The organism is Alcanivorax sp. NBRC 101098 (assembly GCF_001010505.1).
Taxonomy (GTDB): domain Bacteria; phylum Pseudomonadota; class Gammaproteobacteria; order Pseudomonadales; family Alcanivoracaceae; genus Alcanivorax; species Alcanivorax borkumensis.
Genome location: NZ_AP014613.1, coordinates 2,735,734 through 2,756,399 on the forward strand (window position 1 = coordinate 2,735,734; position 20,666 = coordinate 2,756,399).

The 20,666-nt window shown below is 55.1% G+C and carries 16 protein-coding genes; 9 read left to right on the plus strand and 7 right to left on the minus strand.

Features of this window, described 5'->3' with window-relative positions; translation table 11 throughout:
* Positions 1-9 precede the first annotated feature (9 nt).
* Entirely contained in the window at positions 10-2,586 is a 2,577-nt protein-coding gene (locus AS19_RS12440) for an EAL domain-containing protein (RefSeq protein WP_046962154.1), read from the minus strand.
* 206 nt (positions 2,587-2,792) lie between these two features.
* Here AS19_RS12440 and mtgA point away from each other — a divergent pair, with 206 nt between their 5' ends.
* Genes mtgA through AS19_RS12455 form a run of 3 tightly spaced genes read left to right on the plus strand, consistent with a single transcriptional unit; the run spans position 2,793 to position 5,700 of the window.
* Positions 2,793-3,530, plus strand: coding sequence for a monofunctional biosynthetic peptidoglycan transglycosylase (gene mtgA / locus AS19_RS12445; RefSeq protein ID WP_011589708.1), 738 nt, complete (start codon positions 2,793-2,795; stop codon positions 3,528-3,530).
* Positions 3,527-4,963 (plus strand): META domain-containing protein, encoded by a 1,437-nt coding sequence (locus AS19_RS12450; protein ID WP_046962155.1) that lies wholly within the window; start codon positions 3,527-3,529, stop codon positions 4,961-4,963. The genes mtgA and AS19_RS12450 overlap by 4 nt, the downstream gene beginning before the upstream one ends.
* 47 nt (positions 4,964-5,010) lie before the next feature.
* Complete coding sequence (locus AS19_RS12455) at positions 5,011-5,700, plus strand: type 1 glutamine amidotransferase (protein ID WP_046962156.1); 690 nt, start codon at positions 5,011-5,013, stop codon at positions 5,698-5,700.
* Positions 5,701-5,845: 145 nt separating this feature from the next.
* On the opposite strand, the gene AS19_RS12460 is transcribed toward AS19_RS12455, so the two are convergent.
* Positions 5,846-7,525 (minus strand): 2-isopropylmalate synthase, encoded by a 1,680-nt coding sequence (locus AS19_RS12460; protein ID WP_046962157.1) that lies wholly within the window; start codon positions 7,523-7,525, stop codon positions 5,846-5,848.
* 301 nt (positions 7,526-7,826) lie between these two features.
* Between AS19_RS12460 and AS19_RS12465 the strand changes: the two genes are divergently transcribed.
* A complete protein-coding gene (locus AS19_RS12465; protein ID WP_011589712.1) occupies positions 7,827-8,321 on the plus strand; it encodes an Lrp/AsnC family transcriptional regulator in 495 nt (164 codons plus the stop codon).
* A gap of 209 nt (positions 8,322-8,530) precedes the next feature.
* Positions 8,531-8,992, plus strand: coding sequence for a flavodoxin family protein (locus AS19_RS12470; RefSeq protein WP_011589713.1), 462 nt, complete (start codon positions 8,531-8,533; stop codon positions 8,990-8,992).
* A gap of 132 nt (positions 8,993-9,124) precedes the next feature.
* Here the strand turns inward: AS19_RS12470 and AS19_RS12475 are convergent, their stop codons facing one another.
* A complete protein-coding gene (locus AS19_RS12475) occupies positions 9,125-9,892 on the minus strand; it encodes an enoyl-CoA hydratase-related protein (RefSeq protein ID WP_041705107.1) in 768 nt (255 codons plus the stop codon).
* Positions 9,893-10,150: 258 nt separating this feature from the next.
* Positions 10,151-11,365, minus strand: coding sequence for a hypothetical protein (locus AS19_RS12480; protein ID WP_231860852.1), 1,215 nt, complete (start codon positions 11,363-11,365; stop codon positions 10,151-10,153).
* 312 nt (positions 11,366-11,677) lie between these two features.
* On the opposite strand from AS19_RS12480, the gene serB reads away from it, so the two are divergent.
* Positions 11,678-12,913: a phosphoserine phosphatase SerB gene (gene serB / locus AS19_RS12485; RefSeq protein ID WP_011589716.1), complete on the plus strand. Its 1,236-nt coding sequence runs from the start codon at positions 11,678-11,680 to the stop codon at positions 12,911-12,913.
* A gap of 139 nt (positions 12,914-13,052) precedes the next feature.
* On the opposite strand, the gene AS19_RS12490 is transcribed toward serB, so the two are convergent.
* The 3 genes from AS19_RS12490 to epmB all read right to left on the minus strand — a co-directional run bounded on the left by AS19_RS12490 (position 13,053) and on the right by epmB (position 18,349).
* Positions 13,053-15,140 (minus strand): EAL domain-containing protein, encoded by a 2,088-nt coding sequence (locus AS19_RS12490; protein WP_231860854.1) that lies wholly within the window; start codon positions 15,138-15,140, stop codon positions 13,053-13,055.
* Between the two features lie 256 nt (positions 15,141-15,396).
* On the minus strand, positions 15,397-17,154 hold the full coding sequence (locus AS19_RS12495; protein ID WP_046962159.1) for a hypothetical protein: 1,758 nt from the start codon (positions 17,152-17,154) through the stop codon (positions 15,397-15,399).
* Between the two features lie 166 nt (positions 17,155-17,320).
* On the minus strand, positions 17,321-18,349 hold the full coding sequence (gene epmB, locus AS19_RS12500; RefSeq protein WP_231860856.1) for an EF-P beta-lysylation protein EpmB: 1,029 nt from the start codon (positions 18,347-18,349) through the stop codon (positions 17,321-17,323).
* Positions 18,350-18,641: 292 nt separating this feature from the next.
* Here epmB and efp point away from each other — a divergent pair, with 292 nt between their 5' ends.
* The 3 genes from efp (at position 18,642) to AS19_RS12515 (ending at position 20,613) form a co-directional block, all read left to right on the plus strand.
* Positions 18,642-19,211 (plus strand): elongation factor P, encoded by a 570-nt coding sequence (gene efp, locus AS19_RS12505; RefSeq protein WP_011589720.1) that lies wholly within the window; start codon positions 18,642-18,644, stop codon positions 19,209-19,211.
* A 2-nt stretch (positions 19,212-19,213) separates the two neighbouring features.
* Positions 19,214-20,149, plus strand: a complete 936-nt coding sequence (epmA, locus tag AS19_RS12510; protein ID WP_046962160.1) for an EF-P lysine aminoacylase EpmA — start codon at positions 19,214-19,216, stop codon at positions 20,147-20,149.
* A 77-nt stretch (positions 20,150-20,226) separates the two neighbouring features.
* Entirely contained in the window at positions 20,227-20,613 is a 387-nt protein-coding gene (locus AS19_RS12515; protein ID WP_082116382.1) for a hypothetical protein, read from the plus strand.
* Positions 20,614-20,666 lie beyond the last annotated feature (53 nt).

Genomic DNA, 20,666 nt, shown 5'->3' on the forward strand with positions numbered 1-20,666 from the left:
CCCCCATTGCTAACGGCCAGCCAATACCTTCCCGCTAAGCCCAAGCCCCTCTGGTTGCTGCTGCTCAAACAACGCACTTAATGGTTGGGGCCTACCGATAGCGTAGCCTTGCACAAAATCAACGCCGGCTTCTTCCAACACGGGAATCAGGGCAAGCTCCTCCACATATTCCGCCACCGTTTGCACGCCCAGCCGATGGGCCACCTCGTTAATGGACTCCACAATAGTGCGATCCACGCTGGAGTGCAGCAGGTTGCGCACAAAGCTTCCGTCAATTTTGATGACATCAACCGGGAAATGTTTCAGGTAATTGAACGAACTGAAGCCGCTACCAAAATCATCCAGCGCCACCTTGCAGCCTTGCTCACGAATACGCCCAAGCAAGTCACTGGCAGAGGATAACTGATTGACCACGGTGGTTTCGGTGATTTCGAAGGTGAGCCGCTCAGGAGACAGCGGAGTCTGATTGAGCAGAGATTCCAGAAATGGAATAAACGTCGGATCGTCTAGCGAGGTAGCCGATAAATTGATCGCGAGATTCAAGTGCGGCAAGGCAGCCAAGTCTTCGCTGAGCGTGATCAACAGTTGAGTCAACACCCAGCGGTCAATGTGCGGCATCATTTGATAGCGCTCTGCCGCCGGAATAAAGGCGCCGGGGCTAAGGATATCGCCATTGCGATCTCGCAGACGCAACAACACCTCGTAATGCGATTGTTCCGAGCGGGGGTCGATGGGCCGAATTTCTTGTGCGTAAAGCAGGAAACGATTCGATTCTAGGGATTCGCGCAAGCCCGCGGCCATCTGCAGTTCCAGGTGACGGCGAGAGGCCTCACTGTCGTCAGAGGTATACACAGAAACCTGATTACGGCCCCGATGCTTGGCCGCGTAGCAGGCCACATCTGCCCGGCTCATAGCTTCTTCCACAGTACTCACGTCAGCATCCAGCTGAACCAACCCAACACTTGCGCCAATGTCGTAAAGTGATTCATTCCAAGCAAACCGGATCTCGCCTAAGGCGGCAATCACGCTTTCAGCAATCTGTGTCGCGCACTGGGCTGGGCAGTGGCGTAGCAACAAACCGAACTCGTCGCCGCCCAGGCGAGCGACCACATCCCCCTCACGAACCTGACGGCCGATCACCTGCGCGCATTCACGCAATAGGGCATCACCCGCCACATGGCCAGCGGTGTCATTCACCACCTTAAAACGATCCAGATCGATAAAACACAGTATGTTGTTCTCTGGGCCTTCTTCGTCTAGGGATTCCAGCAGGGTATTTTCAAATTCCCGTCGATTGGTGAGGCCGGTCAAGGCATCACGGGTAGCGTGATAACGTAACTTTTTCTGCATAGCCCGCCGAGTGGTAACATCGCGAAACACCATCACGGCTCCGGTTACCTGGCCCTCTGCGGACTTGAGCGGAGCCGCGGAATCCTGAATTTCGTAGCGGCTGCCATCGCGATTTTGCAACATACTGCCCTCGCGCAAGAAGCAGACATCTCCGCCGTTCAACGCCACCGTGATGGGGTTAGGGGACGGGCCGCTGACATTATCTTCACTCAGCTTCAGCACATCGCCCACCGGCATCCCTTCTGCTTCTTCTTCTCGCCAACCCGTCAGAGACTCTGCTACCGGGTTCATAAAGGTCACGCGGCCGGCTTCATCCGTGGCGACCACCCCATCGGCAATAGAGGTCAGCGTAACGCGCAAACGCTCTTTCTCATGGGCCAGCGACTGCTGCATGCTCTTTTCTGCCGTCACATCCCAGTTGGTGCCCAGCACCAGCGCGTCCCCTCCATCGGCCCTAGCTACGGTTTCCGCTCGCACACGGATATGCCGAATTTCGCCCCCCGGCCAACAAACACGAAACTCCGCATCCAAATCTTCCCCGCCATCAATAACACGCTGGAATGCTGTAGTGATCTCAGTGTAATCGTCCGGGTGCACACTATTTCGCCAAATATCCAGAGAGCCATCCCCTGGCGCCCCTGGTTGCAGGCCATACAGCTCATACATGCGCTCATCCCAGAACAACACGTTATTTTGAGGGCTATACTGCCAAATGCCTACACCACCCACCTCCAGCGCCATTTGCAAGCGCTGGCGACTCTCTTGCAATGCCTGTTCGGACAATTTAGCCGCATGGATGTTCTCCACCTGAGCAACCAGATAACTGACCGCCCCCTCAGCACTAACGGACGACACCGACAATCGCACCCAAATCGACTCTCCGCCACTAGCTATAAATCGTTGTTCCAGCGAATAGCCCTCGATTTCGCCAGCCAACAGGTCCTCTAGCATACTCCGGCTCTTGAGCTGGTCATCCGGGTGGGTAATAACCTGATAACTGGAGCCCAACAGCAACTCTTCGTCATAATTCATCAGGTCACACAAGGCATGGTTAACCGCTTGCCACTCTCCGCGAGGGCTCAGCAACGCCATACCTATAGCAGAATGCTTCATGGCCAGCCGAAAACGCACTTCACTGTCTTTTACCTGAGCCAACCTCAACCGGCTACGCTGAAACAACAACGCCCCCAGCAGCACGATTGCAACGGTAACAGCCCCAACTAGCACACCCTGCATGGCATTTGTCCAAAATAATGTGTATCCCTGGCGTCCCCGCCCCATGTTCACTTTTTGAACGCCTTAGCCCCTCGTAGCTAGCGCCACCTGACAAAGCAGGAACTTTCACCGACAATTGGAGCCTGTTAAAGGGCTTCCCGGTTAACATAGCATCCGGGACCTTAAAAGCTCAGGGAGAAGAAAAGCTGACCCGGTCAGCGCCAATCATGACGTTTCGACGACGCTTGTTACAGTTTCTCGCCCTGCTATTTGTGGTAGCGACACTGGCCCAGCTCTGGTATTTGGGCCAGGTGCTGCGTCTGCAACACCACAATCCAGACAGCAGCGCCTATATGCACCGCGCCCAGAAGCAGGGCAATGTGCAGCAAGACTGGCGTGATTACGATCAGATCAGTGATTACCTGAAACGGGCCGTGCTGATTTCCGAAGACGCCCATTTCACGCAGCACACCGGTTTTGACTGGGAAGGTATCCGCTATGCGCTGAAGCGCAATATGGAAGCAGGCAAGCCTGTGGCTGGTGGCTCCACCATTACCCAGCAACTGGCCAAAAACCTGTACCTGTCCGGCGAGCGCACCTATACCCGCAAAGCGCAAGAAGCGGTTATTGCCCTGATGCTGGAAATTGGCCTGAGCAAACGCCGCATCCTTGAGCTCTACCTGAATGTGGCCCAATGGGGGCACCAAATTTACGGTGCCGAAGCGGCTGCCCAACATTATTTCCAGATCAGCGCCGCGCAGCTATCGCCCTTACAGGCAGCACAGCTAGCCGCCATGCTGCCGCGTCCCAATCTTTACGATTTCAAAGGCCCCACCGACTACGTACAACAACGGGCAAGCTGGATTCAGGCGCAAATGGCGCTGGTGCGCATTCCCGACCCGGGAACCGTGCCCCTGCCACCGCCACCTGAACCCACCGCGCCCCCCGAAGGAAACACACAATGAAGCAGTATGCCGTCCCCTTTGCCGCTCTGTGTTTTAGCGGCCTAGCCCTACTGGGCTGTAGCGACAATGACAACAACCAACCCTCCTCCGCCGGCAGAGACAGCAACAGCACCGATGGCATTGCCGGAGTGTGGCAAAGTGACCAGCAAGTGCTGGTACTTGAAGCCAATGGAGACCTCTACCTTCCCGCCGACACAAACCTTCAGGGGCTGCGCTGGGAGCAACAGGAGGACAACTTCACATTCCACTACTTGGACAATCGTGAAAAAAAAGTCACTGAGGCCACCGCCAGCGGCCAACAACAAGATGACTTACTGACCCTTACGCCGACTACCTCATCGCCATCAAACCTAAAAGAAGCCAATAGCGAAAACACAGAAGAGTCCGGCTCAGATATCGATGAAGAAACGGACAATGCCTCCTCCTCGCCATTGTTCAGCGGCGACTACCAGCGTGCTAACTTGGCCGTGGCCCATATCAGCGGTACCGCCACCCGCCCGCAGAACAGTGAGCTGCCCGACAATGCCGTCCTCACCGTGGCGCTGCTGGACAACCAGATCAATACCAGTGACCCTACCGCCCAGCTCATTTCCAAACGCCTGATCCGGCTGGATGAAGACAAAACGGACGTGCCCTTCCGCCTTTATTATCTGCCCGAGGATCTGAAAACAGACCACGAATACCAGATTATCAGCCAAATTGTGGCCGATGGAGGACTCTTCTATCAGTCCGACGCGGTAACCCTGAAAGGTAACAAACAAGGTTTTGTCGATATTATCCTGCCACTCAACGAAGTAATGACGGACAGTGAAACCCTGCGCGGCGCCATTACCCGCGGCAAACCTGGCCAGCACCGGGATATCTTCACTCTATGCAACAGCGATCAACAACTGCTCATTCGTGGCCCGCAAAGTGGCGATTTACTGTCAGCCTACGACAACGCTATCCGCTACCCGCAGCAACCCCGGGTCGCCATCGTTAGCGGCTTGGTACGCAAGGTCCCCGGCCAACAGGCAGACAGCACCGAGACCGCTTTAATTGTGGAAAGTTTCGAACTGGAAACAGGTATGGATAATTGCCAACTCCCCACCGCCGAGCTAATCAATACCCGCTGGCAGTTAACTCACCTAGGTGAAGACCGCATTATTCTTGGCAACTCCGCACACGTTCCCACCCTCACTTTTAACGCCGAGGGCAACGTCAAAGGACATGGCAGCTGCAACAGCCTCAGCGGCAACTACCTGCTCGACGACCATCAACTGGCATTGTCCGATCTAGCAACCACGCGCAAAGCCTGCTCCACCAGCGTCATTGAAGATCTTTTCTTTAAAGCGATCAAAGCTAGTGATCACTTCCGAATTGATGGCGAATGGTTAACGTTATTCGATGAAAAGGATGAGCCTCTAGCCAGCTTTCAAACTGTGTACTTGTAGACGCAACGTCAACTGGGGATTGCCAACAATACAAAGAAGGAACAGCCATGCGTGTTCATTACTTGTCTCATGTTCCGTTCGAGCAACTAGGCGCCATGGAGGCCTGGTTTCAGGAACGGGACATCAGCATTCGTCACTCCCTGTTGTTTGCCGATGGCGCCCTGCCCACCCCGGCGGATTTTGATGTACTGGTCATCATGGGAGGCCCCATGGGCGCTGATGATGACCTTCAATTCCCCTGGATGAGCACAGAAAAAGCCCTGATCCGCGACAGCATCGCGGCGGGCAAAAAAGTGCTCGGCATTTGCCTAGGCGCTCAACTGATCGCCCGGGTACTGGGCGCTCCCGTGACCCCCAGTTCTGAAAAGGAAATTGGCTGGTTCCCGGTTTACCCCACTCCTGCGGGAAAAAGTGACAGCATTGGCAAACTGTTCGCCGAGGCGCCCGCCGTGCTGCACTGGCATGGCGATACCTTTGCCATCCCCGATGGCGCCGTACATTTGCTGGAAAGCGAAGGCTGCCGCAACCAGGCATTCCGCTACGGTGATAACGTGTTGGCACTGCAATTCCATCTGGAGCTGGAGGCGAGTAACGCTGCAGACCTATGCGATGCTTGCTCTGATGATTTGGCGCCGGGCCGTTGGGTGGAAGACCGTGAGGCTCTGCTCGGCGACCCACAACGCTTTGTTACAACCCGCGCCTTACTGGGGCGTGTTCTAAATGCTTTTCTTGCCTGATCTTTCATGTGCATCAGGTCAAATTACAACAACGCCGAGTCTGACATTCGACCTGCGCGCTGCCCCTTCTACAAAACAAGAAGCCGCGTCTCTGACCGGAGCGCGGCTTCTCGATTGCCCAACAACCAATGCGGCGGCGCCGCGACTAACTGTTAGCGATTAACTGCTCACTCGTTTCCTGCATTCGCCCCACCGCAGAAAGAATGGCCTGCAAGGCCGCAGCGGTAGTATCCACCGCCATGGCTACAGCACTTTGCGTGGAGTCACCCACCTGTACCCGCACACAGGCCATGGCGTTGGCTTCGGTGTTATCGCCCAGCGAATATTCATCGAAAGACACCACCTTCACCTCACCACCGATACGCCGGTTAAGCGCATCCACCAGGGCCGACATGGCGCCGTCACCGCGGCCAGACAACAGGGTCACCGGCTGACGATCATCACCGATACTGATCTGCGCCTGCACCTGTTCGTTGCTGCGGTTCAAGTCGTAGGAACGCAATACCCAACCCATGGGCACGTTCAGATAATCGCTATTGAAACGGCGGTGCACTCGTTCGCTGGTTATCTCGCCACCATCTTCTTCGGCGTCACCCTGCACCACACCGGCAAGCTCCTGCTGCAACCAGCGCGGCAAATCGATACCGAAATCCCGCTCCAGCACGTGAGCTACGCCACCCTTACCGGACTGGGAGTTAATCCGTACCACTTCCTCGTAGCGCCGCCCCACATCTGCCGGATCGATGGGCAAGTAAGCCGCTGTCCAGATATCGCCTTCCTGATAGCGGGCCAAGCATTTGCGGATGGCATCCTGATGGCTGCCGGAGAAAGCACTGAACACCAGATCACCCGCATAGGGGTGGCGGGGATGAGTTTGGATGTCGGTAATCTCTTCCACCAACGCCACAATCTCTTTCATGCGCGAGAAGTCAATTTCCGGGTCTATTCCCTGGCTGTACAGGTTCATGCCTGCAGTCACCAGGTCCATATTGCCGGTACGCTCACCATTACCTAACAAGGTCCCCTCCACCCGGTCAGCCCCTGCCATTACCGCCATTTCCGCTGCAGCCACACCACAACCACGGTCATCATGGGTGTGCACGCTGATGATCACATCATCGCGATACTGAATATTGTCGTGCACCATCTCTACCTGGTCCGCGAACACATTCGGCGTGCTCACTTCCACCGTAGCCGGCAGGTTAATGATTACTCGCTGCCCCTGATCCGGTCGCCATACCGCATTCACCGCATCAATCACTTCAATGGCGAAATCGGTCTCCGTGGCACTGAACGTTTCCGGGGAATACTGGAAACTCCAGTGGGTATCCGGCTGCTTGGCCGCGTTCTCTTTCACCCATTCAGCGGCCCGCACGGCAATAGCCTTACAACCGGCCTTGTCCACGTTGAACACCTGCTCGCGGAAAGTGGGCGAGGTGGCATTGTAAATATGCACAATGGCGTTCTTCGCCCCTTTGAGAGAGTCAAAGGTACGCGCAATCAAGTCTTCTCGGGCCTGAGTCAGCACTTGGATATGTACGTCATCGGGCACCAGATCTTCTTCAATCAAGGCCCGACAAAAATCAAAATCGATCTGGCTGGCTGACGGAAAACCCACTTCGATTTCCTTGAAACCCAGCTCCACCAACATTTGGAAAAAACGACGCTTTTGCGCCACCGACATGGGCTTGATCAGCGCCTGGTTACCATCGCGTAGGTCCACTGCTGCCCACAGCGGTGCCTTCTCAATACGCTGGTTAGGCCAGCGACGGTCGGGTTTGTCGATAACGGCAACAGGACGATATTTACGGTGATCAAAGCTCATGACAATTTCCTTAACGTAAAAAGGGGCATGTCCTGCCCCCCGAAAGTGAATTCCTAACCTGATCGTTCAGGGGTACTGTCTGACTTGGTTAACAACTCGCATTGTGATCTCGGGTCTAGATCAGGGCCCGGTAGGCACCGGTAGCAACGAAGAGTGGCGGCCCACTTTTGGCGGTTCGCATCATCGCCCCACAAGAGATACTTTACGGTAGCTGACCCGCAATTTGGTTGCTTTTTTAATCTAATTGCCGCCATATACGCAATAATATTGCTCAAAAAACCAAGATGGCGAGAAATTTATTATGAACAAGCAGGCGCTAGCAAAACTGGATCGCACCGACCTGCGTATTCTCGATGCACTACAGCATAATGGTGGTCTCAGTAACCAGCAGCTGGCGGAAACCGTAGGGCTCTCGCCCTCACCTTGCTCCCGGCGGGTACAAAAGCTGGAAGCCGCCGGCATCATTGTCAAACGGGAAACCGTACTGGACGCCCGAAAATTGGGGCTCGACCTGACAGTAATGATCCAAATCAGCATGGATCGCCACACCCCGGAGCGCTTCGCCAACTTCGAGGAAAAGGTGGCCAGTTTTGTAGAGGTGCAGCAGTGCTACCTGGTCACCGGTCAAGACGCGGATTACTTGCTCAAAGTGGTGGTGCCAGATATTGATGCTTACCAGAGTTTTTTGCTTAACCGTATTACCCGGATCGAAGGGGTGAGCGGCGTGCACTCCAGCTTTGTAATGCGCCGGGTAGTCGATACCGCAGCCTTGCCGTTGAATTATGTGAATGCGTGAAAAACCGTTGAACGTACAAAACTAAAGCGCGGAGAGGTGTGGCGAAAAATGCCCGCGATATACCATCGTGCGTGGAGGGTTCTTCAGAACTCATCGGCCCTATGGTGTGCATTTAAACTTTCAACTGATTCCCTGCCGCCAGACACACCTACAGATACCCCTGTCTTACCTGCTATGCTGCCCCTATCGACCCCGTTGATTTGCGAACCATGAAGAAACTGTTGATCGTTGCCCATGCCCCTTCACCCAATACACTCAAGCTCCGCGACGCTGCCGCGCGAGGGGCCTGCCATGATGATATCGAGAACGTTTCGGTAACGGTAAAGGCTCCGTTGGATGCGGGGCCTGAGGACGTGATGACCTGCGACGCCATCCTGCTGGGCACCACCGAAAACCTAGGCTATATGAGCGGCGCATTAAAAGACTTTTTTGATCGAAGCTATTATCCAGTACTGGAAGAAAAGCAGGGGCTGCCTTGCGCACTCTACATTCGTGCCGGCCACGACGGCACCGGCACACGCCGGGCAGTGGAAACCATTGTCACCGGCCTGCGCTGGAATTGGGTTCAAGACCCTCTAGTGCTAAAAGGCGCATGGCAAGACGCATTCGAGGATCAGCTGGAAGAAATGGGGATGTATCTGGCCGCGGGGCTGGATGCGGGGATTTTTTGAGTTGAACGTTCAAAGCAAAAACAAAAACGCGCTATAGCACTGATACGCTCTAAAGGACCCTCCACACACGATGGTAAATCGCGGGCAGGCGCCTGAGCCCTTACCACGCGATTCCGTATTTCAACTTACCCTTTACTTCGAGCCTTTACTCTTGTTCACCATAGCCGCAATAACGCCTTTTGCCTCATCGCCCTGAAGCATTTCGGCAAACAGCGCCAGGTCTTCCTTGATCACCTGATGCAAAGGCTTATTGATGGATTCTCGCATCAATCGTTTACTGGCTTGCAATGCGCGAGGAGGTTTCTTCGCCAATATCGCCGCCATATTACGCGCGGTGGCATCCAGCTCTTCACGCTCGACAACCTTGGCCACCAGGCCTATTTCCAGCGCTTCCTGAGCCAGCATGGGCTCACCCAGCAATAGCATCCGCGCGGCACGCTGATAACCGATCCACGCAGGTAGCAGCTTGGAGGAACCCGCTTCTGATGCCACCCCCAGATCCACAAAAGGAGTAACCAATTTGGCATCCGCGGACGCCACCACCAAGTCCATATGCAACAACATGGTGGTGCCTAGGCCCACCGCATTACCCTGCACCGCCGCAACGACCACCTTGGGGAAATCATGAATGGCCTGAATGAAATGGGCGGCCCCGCCGGCCTCACCCGGTGTCGCGTTGAGGAAATCCACCAAGTCGTTACCCGCACTGAAGGACTTTCCCTCACCACGGAACAGCACGACATGAATAGCCTCATTCTGCTCAGCGGCTTTCAACAGCTTAACCAGATCCCGATACATGGCATTTGTCAGCGCATTCAACTTGTCCGGCCGGTTCAGGGTAATTTCCATTACCGATTCGGTGTTATTCACCAGAACCAGATCACTTTCCAGTGTCGGCATCGTCACAACAGCTCTCCCAGTATTTTTCTTTAGTACTTAACCGCAATCCGCATTACCGTTAACTATGTATCCGGTAAGGCAGTGCATAGGTCGTAGGCAAGCAAGGCTAGCGGGCGTACCACAACCTGCCAAGGGTGAATAACGACAAAGACAATTAAAAAACGTACCTTCGTCGCGATCCCTACATTGAAACGGGTTACTTACAACCCTTTGCGTCGCCTCGTACCCCGAGTGTTCACTATAACAAGCCATACACAATTACTGACTGGCCTCAACACTGCCACCGCCCTCAGACAGCAAAGTTTGCGCCTGAGTGCGTAACAGCGACTGATAGCGATGGGCTAGCTGCTCCACCGGCTGCAAACGGACCCTGTGATCCCCCGCACAAACGACCTGAGCCTTCTCTGGTTGGTAGAGCGCTTTCACATCTAGCTCGGCCAGGGTCAACTGGCTATCCGGCACATTCAGACGACCGGGCACGCCGGCCACACATAAAGCCCAAGCTTCCTCCTGATCCGGCTCCGCGGTTACCAATGCCTTGAACTCGAGAGAGATTTTTCCCGCTTGTTTACGCTGCGGCGCCAACAAGCGCACCACACGCAGAAACAATAAGCCCGCACACAAAGCCGAAAACGCCGCTTGAGAAACCGGGGTTTGATAGAAATACAAACCCGCCTGTTTGCCAATTACCGGCCCTTGATGGCCTCCGTAAAGGGTTGCCACCTGGTCCAACAGTTGCTGGTATTCCGCCAGCACCTCTTTCAGAGCGTCTTCAGTGTAGCGTTGCTTGATATGGGGAAAATTCACAACACTAAGGCGCAGCTGGGCCTGTATTTCTTCCCCCTCTGGCACCGTCCATTTCCCCATTGGCGAGGCCGGGGCACCCATAGGCTGAAACAGAGACGGTGAGTCCATAGATTTCACCGTCTCAGTGGTCCCTGGTTGGACTGGCAAAGGCCGCAGGCGCTGCTGAATCAGTGCCGCGGCTAACCGAAGCAGCAGCAGACTCAACACCGCCAGCACAAACCCCGCTTCAATCTGTTTGCGCGGCAATAGCGCATCGTTACCCAGTAAGATCAAGGTACCCGCCAATTCACCGTCCGGTAGGGCCGCCGGCACCGTGACGCGCAGCGAGGAGGTTTTCCTACCGCTCGCTCCCACGTTATCTCCAGCCGTATTTTCGAAACGGATACCCGCCACCGGTTTCAGCTGTACGGTTTCCCGGCCAATCAAGTTGATGCTAATAGAGTCGTCGCTGGCCAGCGCCTCTGCCGCACGACGCGCCGTTTGTTCGGCTAGTGCCTCCAGCTGCACTTTACGCTCCTGCTCCAGGCGGGCAGAAAAATGCTCAAGAAAATAAACGCCGACCACCAGCATCGCTAGCAACATTAGAATCAGCTCACGTAGCAAACTCCGTTGCTCACGGATCCATGGCCGCCATTGTTCCCACAGGGACATAAATTCGGTTTCCATATCTTGGCGCCAAGGGCTCACTCACTGCGCGCTCCGGGTGACCTGCAGTGACACCGGTTGCCCCGTGCCGTCTTGGGCTCACTGTCATCATTATGATTGCGGCAGCAGTATACCGTGCTCAGCAGAACAGGACTTGTCCCATTAACGTACTCGTATGACGCTGGGGCCGCTTTCAAGCACAAGAACCTCCCTCTCAAGCCGCTATTTCTGCTACTCTTACATCGCCGTTTCGGCTCGAATACGACGCCGACTATCTAGCTAACATTTTTCACCTTCTGGCACTTTTTATTTTCTGGCACTGGGAGCCCACGCGTGCGCGAGATCATTCTGATCCAGGTATCTGGTAATGACCGGCCGGGTTTGACCGCCGCCTTCACCGGCATTCTTGCCCGTTATCGGCTCAACATTCTGGATATCGGCCAGGCCGTCATCCACGACACCTTGTCGCTGGGGATTTTGGTGGAAACGCCTCAGGATGCTGACTCTTCATCAGTCCTCAAGGATCTGCTTTTCGAGGCGCACAAGCTGAATATCAATGTGCGCTTCCGGCCCATCGACGAGGACCGCTACGAAGAGTGGGTCGCAGGCCAAGGCAAGGACCGCCATATCATCACCCTGCTAGCGCGCAAGATCACCGCCGAGCAACTAGCCGATGTCACCACTACCGTGGCCGACAATGGACTCAACATTGATAGTATAGCTAGGCTATCTGGACGTGTTCACCTAGAAGGGGAAGCCCTTAACGAGGACAACCGCGCCTGCATTGAAATTTCCGTGCGCGGCGAACCCCAGAACGGTGAGGCTATGCGTGCAGCCTTCCTGAGCATTGCCAACGAACGCAACTTGGATATCGCTTTCCAGCGCGACAGTGCCTACCGGCGCAACCGGCGCTTGGTGGTATTCGATATGGATTCCACCCTGATTCGCTCCGAAGTGATCGACGAACTGGCGACAGAAGCCGGCGTCGGCAAACAAGTGGCCGAGATTACCGAGCAGGCCATGCGCGGCGAGCTAGACTTTAATGAGAGCTTTAAAGCTCGCGTCGCCCTGCTTAAAGGCTTGGACGAAGGAGCCTTGGAACGAGTGCGTGAACGCATCCAGCTCACCGAAGGTGCTGAACGGTTAATCTCTACGCTACGCGCCCTAGGCTACCGAACCGCCATCCTTTCCGGCGGTTTCACTTGGTTTGGGCAATGGCTACAAGAACTATTGGGGATTGATTATATCCACGCCAACGAGCTGGAAATCGAAAACGGCCAGGTCACGGGTCGGGTGGTAGGGCAGATCGTCAACGGCCAGCGCAAGGCGGAACTGTTAAGAGGTATCGCGGCTCAAGAAGGTATTAGCCTGGAACAGGTTATCGCCGTAGGTGATGGTGCCAACGACCTACCCATGCTTGGTGAAGCAGGCCTGGGTATTGCTTTTCGCGCCAAGCCCTTGGTCAAACAGAATGCGGAACAGGCCATTTCCACCCTAGGTCTGGACGGCATTCTTTATTTAATCGGGGTACGCGACAAGGACCAAGCGGAACTATTGAAGGGTAACTGAGAATAGCTGAAACTCGATCGCGCTCGCCAGCTTAGGCCTGTGACTATAAGTGTAAGAGGCCGCGCCCATGTTTTGGGCGCGGCCTCTTACGTTGCACAATCGTCTTAGCGTTTTTCACACGTTATCCGCTATCAATACATTACGCCGACTCAGGAATCTCAAGTACATCCATGGGGGGCTGCAGGTAATACCCCTGCAAATAATCCACACCGCCCAAGGTCCACAACGCCTGCATCTGCGCCGCAGACTCAACAAACCCAACCACGGTTTTACGGTTGCCCTCTCTCACCTTTTGAATGATGGCAGTAAGACGCTCACGACCTTCCGCCTTGGACAGCTCCTGGGTAAAGGACCCTTCAAACTTCACCATGGTGACAGGAATATGCTGGAACAGCTTGAACGGATCTAACCCGCCACCAAAACGGCTAATAGAAATACCACACCCCAACGCCTTGACCTTCTCGGCAAAGGCGCCCGCCTGTTTCAGGTAAGTGGCCGCATCTGCTTCGCTAAACTGGAAAGTCACCCGAGACCCGTCCATCTTGGCCGCGCGCATGGCCTTGGCTAGCCAATCGACTAGGGTCGCGTCAGCCAGAGAGGCACCGTTAAGGTTCAACACCAGATTTACCGGTTCGCTGAAAACCGACGCTGCCCGCATGGCGTTAAGCACCACCCAGCGGTCGATTTTACCCACCAAACCCTGCTCGGCAGCCACCGGCATAAACTCTGTCGCCTCCATGTCATCACCCTGTTTCTGGGGCAAATTAACGAACACTTCAAAGGTATGGTCGGATTGGTCTTCCAGGCACACCAGTGGCTGATAACGCAAGCTAAATTTGGCCTGTTCCAGCGCTTGGCGCACCTGCATGGTTACCGCTTCGGAAGAACCCGCTGCCACGTCATCCATGGGATCGTGAACCTTAACACTGCTGCCTTTGCCCCCGTTTTCACGCTGGGCTTGATTACAGCATTTCAGCGCGGTGGTGAGAATCCCCTGACTGCTACGAGCATCTTCACGCACAAAGGCCACTCCCACACTGGCAGTAACATGAACGGTCTTCGCGGCAACTTCTGGCATCAGGCTTTCGATACCCGCACGCAGGTTTTCCGCCATCTCTGCCGCTTCCTCCGTATCGTCAACCGGCTGCAAAATCGCAAAATCCTCACCATCCACTTTGGCCAACCGTGCCTCACCCACCTCCGCACGTAGCCATTCGGCCACGCTTTTCAAGATGCCATCCGCGCCATCAATACCCAACTCAGACTGATGATGCTCAAAGTCATCCAGACGCAAATACAACACGGTAGCCAACCGTCCTTCGTTAGCGGCCAGTGCCACACTTTCATCTAGGCGATCCATAAACCAGCTGCGACTGAACAACCCGGTCACTTGGTCTTTCTGGCTCATTTCCTGGAGCCGTTCTTCCATTTCGCTTTCATTCACACCCGTGGTGCGAATCACGATTTGGGTGCAAGCCTCACCGTCATAGGTGCTGGCTGAAAAAGTGAAGGTGGCGTCAAATTCGCCTCCCTCAGTGTTCACTCCCTTACACTCCAGCTCCTGGGTCTGGCTCTCATCTTGCGCGCGGCTGCGCAGCAGCTGCTTAAGTTTGGCATGGTCCGAGGCCGAGACCATATCCATAATCGGCACGCCGGCCAAATCATCGGCACTCTCATAACCAAACATTTCAACGTAATTATCATTCGCGTGAATATGCATGCCATCCAGCACATAGGCGATGGCATCACGGCTCTGGTCCATCAGCAGCGACAGACGCTTCTCGGCATCGTGAAGTGCAATTTCAGAATGTTGCAGCTCTTTACGCAGACGAAGATTCTCAATGACTCTGTCCACCATCAGAGATAACAATTCACGATCATCATTTGGCACGACACCACGGGCACCCAACGACATGCCCACTTTAATAGTATCGGCACTGAAATTATCTTCGAGAAGGATCACGGGAATCGCTTTACCCAAGCGATTGAGGTGACTCATGGCATTTTTAAAACTGCTATCGCCGAACGTGGGGCGACACAGCATCAGTTCCCAGGCACCGCCTTTCAAGGCCCGCAACAGATCATCCTCACCCAACGCCAATTGCGCCCGGGTTGCGCGGCCAGCGTTGCGCAGGCTATTCATCAACTGTTCAGCTTCATCCTGTGAATCATGGGCGATCAGAAGACGTAAATTATCCAGGGCATAGCTCATGGGGCGATGACTCATACAGTTTTCTTACGGCCCACCATTGTGCCTGACTACCCTGCCTTGGCAACCATCAAAGAGAGTGCAGAAAAAACGCCGCACTGCAGCCGTTATCCGACTCGCAGACCGCTAATGAAACATTACGACTCAACCGTGGGGGCATAGGCATTTCGCGACATCCTGACAACAATATCGTTGTTGTTACCCTAATAGCGGATATGGACAACAATCCGTGAAGCCGAATTATCAATAAGATTGCCTGATTCCACACCTGCGCCTACAAACTGGACCAGATGAAGTCTAGAGCATCATCCTCTTCCGAGGGATTAATCGGCGCCGGCGTAGCCAGATCCTTAAACGGATACTGGTTGAACCCGGATACGCTCTGGATACTGCGCAGCAATTGCACCCTACGCAGCTCTTCTCCCTCCAGCAGCTCGACTTTCATGCCCTCATTAAAGCCCACCGTAGGCAACAACAAGGTTGCTGGCTGCCCAGTAGCAGCCAGTTCAGACAGAATCACACCGCGCATATAGTCACTGTCGACCCCTAACTTGCGCAGCGCACGCGCGGCCACAGGGCGCCCACCTGGGGCCAACAACTCCACGCCGAAGCGCGCACCATAGTTCGGCAACTGCGTCACCCAGCGGACCACCGCCACAGACCAATCACTGTCTGGGCAGTCACGCAGGGCCAGCAATTCTCCTGTGCGCATCAGGCTCGGTGTATTGCCCTGCCAAGACAGGCAATAGCCGCCCGGGCTCACATTGACTTTCTGGCAGTGATAGCTCACAGGCAAGGGCGTCTCTTTACGCTGCCCACCCGTCTTCACGTTCATCTCAATAGCTTCATCAGCATAATGGGACTGATAGGCCGTGGCCCAAGGGTCCGCATTTTGCTGTTTCTGTTTAGTGCTCTTCTTGATGTTGGCCAGGAAGGGGTTGCTCTCGTCTTCAGACCGCAACATCGACAGACTGCCCCGCGCCACAATCGTTTCGAAAGCGACTTTGTTAGACAGAAAGTAATGCACGCCCACCAAACCAAAACACAACTCCACTTCACCGCTTTCCGGCATCCGCTTAAACGCCCGCTCGGTCAAGGCTCCCCACACCTGCTGCAGGTGGTTAAGCAGCCTTTCATCCAGGCTTTTGGGAACGATCAGCGTGCTCTCATCAGAGGCGGCCAACCAACCAGCAATGGCTTCTACCAAGCGAGAGGAATCAATATAACGCCAGCTCTGTGATGCCTGGGACGCATGGGTACGATAAATGGGGGGGCGATCCGCCTGCAGATCAAAAACGAACAGGTCATCCTCATCACTGGCAGTGCTGATTTCAATCAGCGGTGCCCAAGCGAATGCAGCCTTGTAGATCCCCGCCAGTTCCTGCTGGCGCAACTGGTTAGGTTTTGCCGTAGCCAGTAATAGGCAACGGGCATAAGCAGACTCAATACTGCTTTCGACTTCGCCATCCAACACTGCAATGCCGCTGATGCCGTGCTGTTGAGCCAACAGAAACAGTTGATGGAGCTCCAGCCACAAATTGCTAGGGCTGGGCAAATAGAGTTGGTAGCAACGCAACAATGTATCGCCTAGGGCCGTTACCGCCCGATGAACAGCAATTGCCACCGCTCGCCTTACGGCTTTGTCCTTGATCTTACGAATGCCTCGCACCGCCACCAGCTTGTAACCATTCGCTAGGTGCCCTTGCAGGGCCTGGGCAAGGCTGGCCACACGACGAGCCTTCTCGGGCAGTACCAGTGACTGGTTCAGGTAATGTTTTTGTAGCGACTCGCTGACTTGAAGAATCGATGGGCGCACAACTTCCAGTAACTGAAAGCGGAGTTTGGAATCAATCTGTAGCCGGTTAAGTTCCTGAATAAACTTATACAACTGGCGAGCAGTTTCTCCCATATTCATGATTGGGAGAGACTCAACCCACTGTTCCAGCTTTTTCGGCTGAGCAGCGCCAAGTGTCAGGTGCGGCAGATCCTGCTCAGGCAGTTTCAATCGCACCGTCGGGTCTGGTTGCTCCATGAAGGCAATCCTTATCTTGGCCACACCTCGGCCACTGTCATTATTTGATATTAATTATTTTTACTTATGTGCCCTATGTCACATTACCCTACGATACTGTTGCAATTCTGTAAACGCCATGGAGACCTAGACGTACGGTGTTCATTGGCCGGCAGGCAGCAGGCTACTAGCCCGCTAATACCGTCTTGGCGGGCTCCCCAGGCTCTTCCCGCGTTAGCCTGGGGACCAGGAAACCCGGCAGTCGAGCACGCAAGGCCGCATGGATCTCCCTGGCGGCTTCATCAGACACCGCGAAATGCGCCGCTCCTTGCACCGCATCCAGCTGGTGCAGGTAATAAGGCATCACCCCAGCGTCAAATAATCTGTCGGACAGCTCTGCCAGCGTGTCGGCCCGGTCATTCACTCCGGCCAGCAGCACGCTCTGGTTGAGCAGGGTGATGCCAGCACTACGCAAGTCCCGACAACGCTCTACCAGCGCCGGGCTAATTTCGCGGGGGTGATTACCATGAAGCACCAGCACGGTCTGCCAACGACGCCGTGTCAACAGCGCTTTTAGCCCCACCTCTAGCCGCTCGGGGATCACCACGGGAGTGCGGCTATGAATCCGTAACCGACGCAGGTGCGGAATGCTCTCCAGGGCATCCAGCAATTGCTCAAGGCGCTGATTACTCAAAGTCAGAGGATCTCCACCACTGAGTATTACCTCATTAATATCCGGCCGGGCCGCTAGCCACTCCAGGGCCTGCTTCCAACGTTTGCCGCTCAGATGTGTCTGGTAGGGAAAATGACGCCGAAAACAGTATCGGCAATGCACCGCACAAGCCCCGGTGACCACCAACAACGCCCGCCCATGATATTTGTGCAACAACCCCGGCACCGCCGTATGTTCAGCTTCATCTAGCGGGTCAGCACTAAACCCGGGCTGCGCTACCATCTCATCGGCCACACTCAATACCTGACGCAACAGCGGATCATGGGGGTTGCCCCGCTCCATCAGTGCCACGTAGCTACGCGGTACCCGCAGAGGGAAATCCGTAGCCGCCGACAACGCATCCGGCAGGCTCTCCACCGGCAGATAAAGCATCGCCAATAGCTCTGCCGGGTCGGTTATCAGGTCCGCCTGCTGGCGCTGCCAGCTGGGCAACTCCCAACCAGACGCTTCCTGCGTTATCATGAGGGTCTGTTGATGTTTCATCTGCGTCTCTGCTGGAGTTTCATTTTTTCGCCCGACAAGGCGGAGTGAGTGCAGCATAGTCATGCTTATGTCAGCGACCGACAATACAGCTGGGCGGAAAAAGGGGCCCAGTTCTTCGGGTTGCGCCTGCACGCTCGCCACTCGTCGTTACACGTCGCTCATTTGATGCAACCAAACATCTCTTCCTTTGCCTAGATTGGCGAGCGTGCAGGCGCAACAGAGATGCAGATGAAACATCAACAGACCCTATCAACCGCTCAAGTTGCATACATCAACTCTTTGGAAAAGTTTTATGGCCAACTATTCTACCAGCGAATTCAAGTCTGGCTTGAAAGTGATGCTCGATGGCGATCCCTGTTCCATCATCGAAAACGAATTCGTCAAGCCGGGCAAGGGTCAGGCGTTCAGCCGCGTAAAGCTACGCAACCTGCGTAACGGTAAGGTTTGGGAACGTACCTTCAAGTCTGGTGACTCCTTGGAGGGTGCTGACGTAATGGACGTTTCCATGCAGTACATCTACAGCGACGGCGAATTTTGGCACTTCATGGACCAAACCTCCTTCGAACAGAAGCAAGCCGACGAAACCGCGGTTCGCGACGCCAAGCAGTGGCTCAAGGAAGAAGACATCTGCGAGGTTACTCTTTACAACGGTGAGCCCTTGTCCGTTAGCCCCCCCAATTTTGTTGAGTTGGAAATCATCGAAACCGACCCAGGCCTCAAAGGCGACACCGCCGGCACCGGTGGAAAGCCCGCCACACTGAGCACCGGCGCAGTGGTACGTGTCCCGCTGTTCGTACAGACCGGTGAAATCGTCAAAGTCGACACCCGTACCGGCGATTACGTGGGCCGCATCAAACAGTAGCCATGAGCAACTGGCAGCCCACCGCCTCTTTGCAGGCCATCAAGGCGCGCGCTGAACTACTAAGCACAGTGCGCGCCTTTTTTGATGCCCGCCAAGTACTGGAAGTGGACACCCCGCAGCTGGCCCGTTACGGCGTCAGCGACCCACACATCCAGTGTATTGCCGTGCCCGGCTACGGTTATCTGCAAAGCTCGCCGGAATACCATATGAAGCGTCTGCTCGCCGCTGGCAGTGGGCCTATATACCAGCTGTGCAAAGCCTTCCGCGAGGGCGAGGCTGGGGGGCGCCATAACCCTGAGTTCACCATGTTAGAATGGTACCGGCCCGGTTTTTCCCTGAACCAGTTAGTTAGCGAATGCCTAGCGTTGTTTGCTGAACTGTTTCCCGGCATCAGGGCAAAGAAATACCCCTTTCGTGACCTGTTCAAGAACATTACAGGCTTGGACCCACTTACCGTCGATGACGCAGAGCTAATCCATTACGCGGTATTCCACGGCGCCCCTACTGGCCTGAACAAAACCGCCGCGGCGGACTATCTGATGGCCACTCAGGTGGAAACGGCCCTCCCTGCCGAACAACTGTCTGTGGTGACCGACTTCCCCGGCTGGGCCGCTGCGCTGGCCCAGACCCATAAGGACAAAGACGGTGCCATCGTGGCCAAGCGATTCGAGGTTTACTACCGGGGCCTGGAGCTGGCCAATGGCTACCAGGAACTCACTGACGCGCAAGAGCAGTCACAGCGCTTTCAACGGGACAATGCTCTGCGGCTCGAACAAGGATTGCCCCCCATGGCTCCCGATGCTTATTTGCTCGACGCCATGACATCCGGACTTCCAGAATGTAGTGGTGTCGCCGTTGGCGTTGAGCGGCTACTCATGGCCCAGCAGCCGCCCCTGACCATCGACCAGGTGCTGACGTTCCCCCACCCAAGAGCGTAACGTCGCCCTCTCGCTTTTTGCTTAGTCATCGAACCCAACACAAGGAACGCTTGGCCATTGTGATAAAGTAGCCATCAATGTCCGAACCGGTAAGCACTATGCATCTGTACCTCCTCGTCGCCTGTGACCGCCTTGATGAAAAGCAGGAAAAAAAGCTCAAGCGAAACCTGCCCGATTTGCAAGCAGCCCTACAGGCCTATGCGGACGCTAACGAAGGCGTAACACTGATAAATGAATGTGAGAGCGAGGGCTGCGAAGACTGGCACCTGGGCATCTCTCAGCCGGTGAAGAAAAAGGCTCAACTCAAGCTTCCGGTGAATCTTTTCAACGATCTTGCCCGGCAATACAACATTGATTGCGAGGTGGGCGCCATCGAGAATGAGAGCTTTGATCCGGTCAGTTATTTTGGCAAAAACGAAGGGCAGGGAGATGCGTTTTTGATTGGTGAGTACCTGGGCCTGTAGCCCGCTTCAGCTTTTCCGATTTTGCTGTATCGTGCCGCCAGCCATACGCTTAT

Bases quoted from the DNA above. Each gene is read 5' to 3' on its own strand.
- AS19_RS12440 (WP_046962154.1), bottom strand. From the start codon at position 2,586: ATGCAGGGTGTGCTAGTTGGGGCTGTTACCGTTGCAATCGTGCTGCTG.
- mtgA (WP_011589708.1), top strand. From the start codon at position 2,793: ATGACGTTTCGACGACGCTTGTTACAGTTTCTCGCCCTGCTATTTGTG.
- AS19_RS12450 (WP_046962155.1), top strand. From the start codon at position 3,527: ATGAAGCAGTATGCCGTCCCCTTTGCCGCTCTGTGTTTTAGCGGCCTA.
- AS19_RS12455 (WP_046962156.1), top strand. From the start codon at position 5,011: ATGCGTGTTCATTACTTGTCTCATGTTCCGTTCGAGCAACTAGGCGCC.
- AS19_RS12460 (WP_046962157.1), bottom strand. From the start codon at position 7,525: ATGAGCTTTGATCACCGTAAATATCGTCCTGTTGCCGTTATCGACAAA.
- AS19_RS12465 (WP_011589712.1), top strand. From the start codon at position 7,827: ATGAACAAGCAGGCGCTAGCAAAACTGGATCGCACCGACCTGCGTATT.
- AS19_RS12470 (WP_011589713.1), top strand. From the start codon at position 8,531: ATGAAGAAACTGTTGATCGTTGCCCATGCCCCTTCACCCAATACACTC.
- AS19_RS12475 (WP_041705107.1), bottom strand. From the start codon at position 9,892: ATGCCGACACTGGAAAGTGATCTGGTTCTGGTGAATAACACCGAATCG.
- AS19_RS12480 (WP_231860852.1), bottom strand. From the start codon at position 11,365: ATGGAAACCGAATTTATGTCCCTGTGGGAACAATGGCGGCCATGGATC.
- AS19_RS12490 (WP_231860854.1), bottom strand. From the start codon at position 15,140: ATGAGTCATCGCCCCATGAGCTATGCCCTGGATAATTTACGTCTTCTG.
- AS19_RS12495 (WP_046962159.1), bottom strand. From the start codon at position 17,154: ATGGAGCAACCAGACCCGACGGTGCGATTGAAACTGCCTGAGCAGGAT.
- epmB (WP_231860856.1), bottom strand. From the start codon at position 18,349: ATGAAACATCAACAGACCCTCATGATAACGCAGGAAGCGTCTGGTTGG.
- efp (WP_011589720.1), top strand. From the start codon at position 18,642: ATGGCCAACTATTCTACCAGCGAATTCAAGTCTGGCTTGAAAGTGATG.
- epmA (WP_046962160.1), top strand. From the start codon at position 19,214: ATGAGCAACTGGCAGCCCACCGCCTCTTTGCAGGCCATCAAGGCGCGC.
- AS19_RS12515 (WP_082116382.1), top strand. From the start codon at position 20,227: ATGTCCGAACCGGTAAGCACTATGCATCTGTACCTCCTCGTCGCCTGT.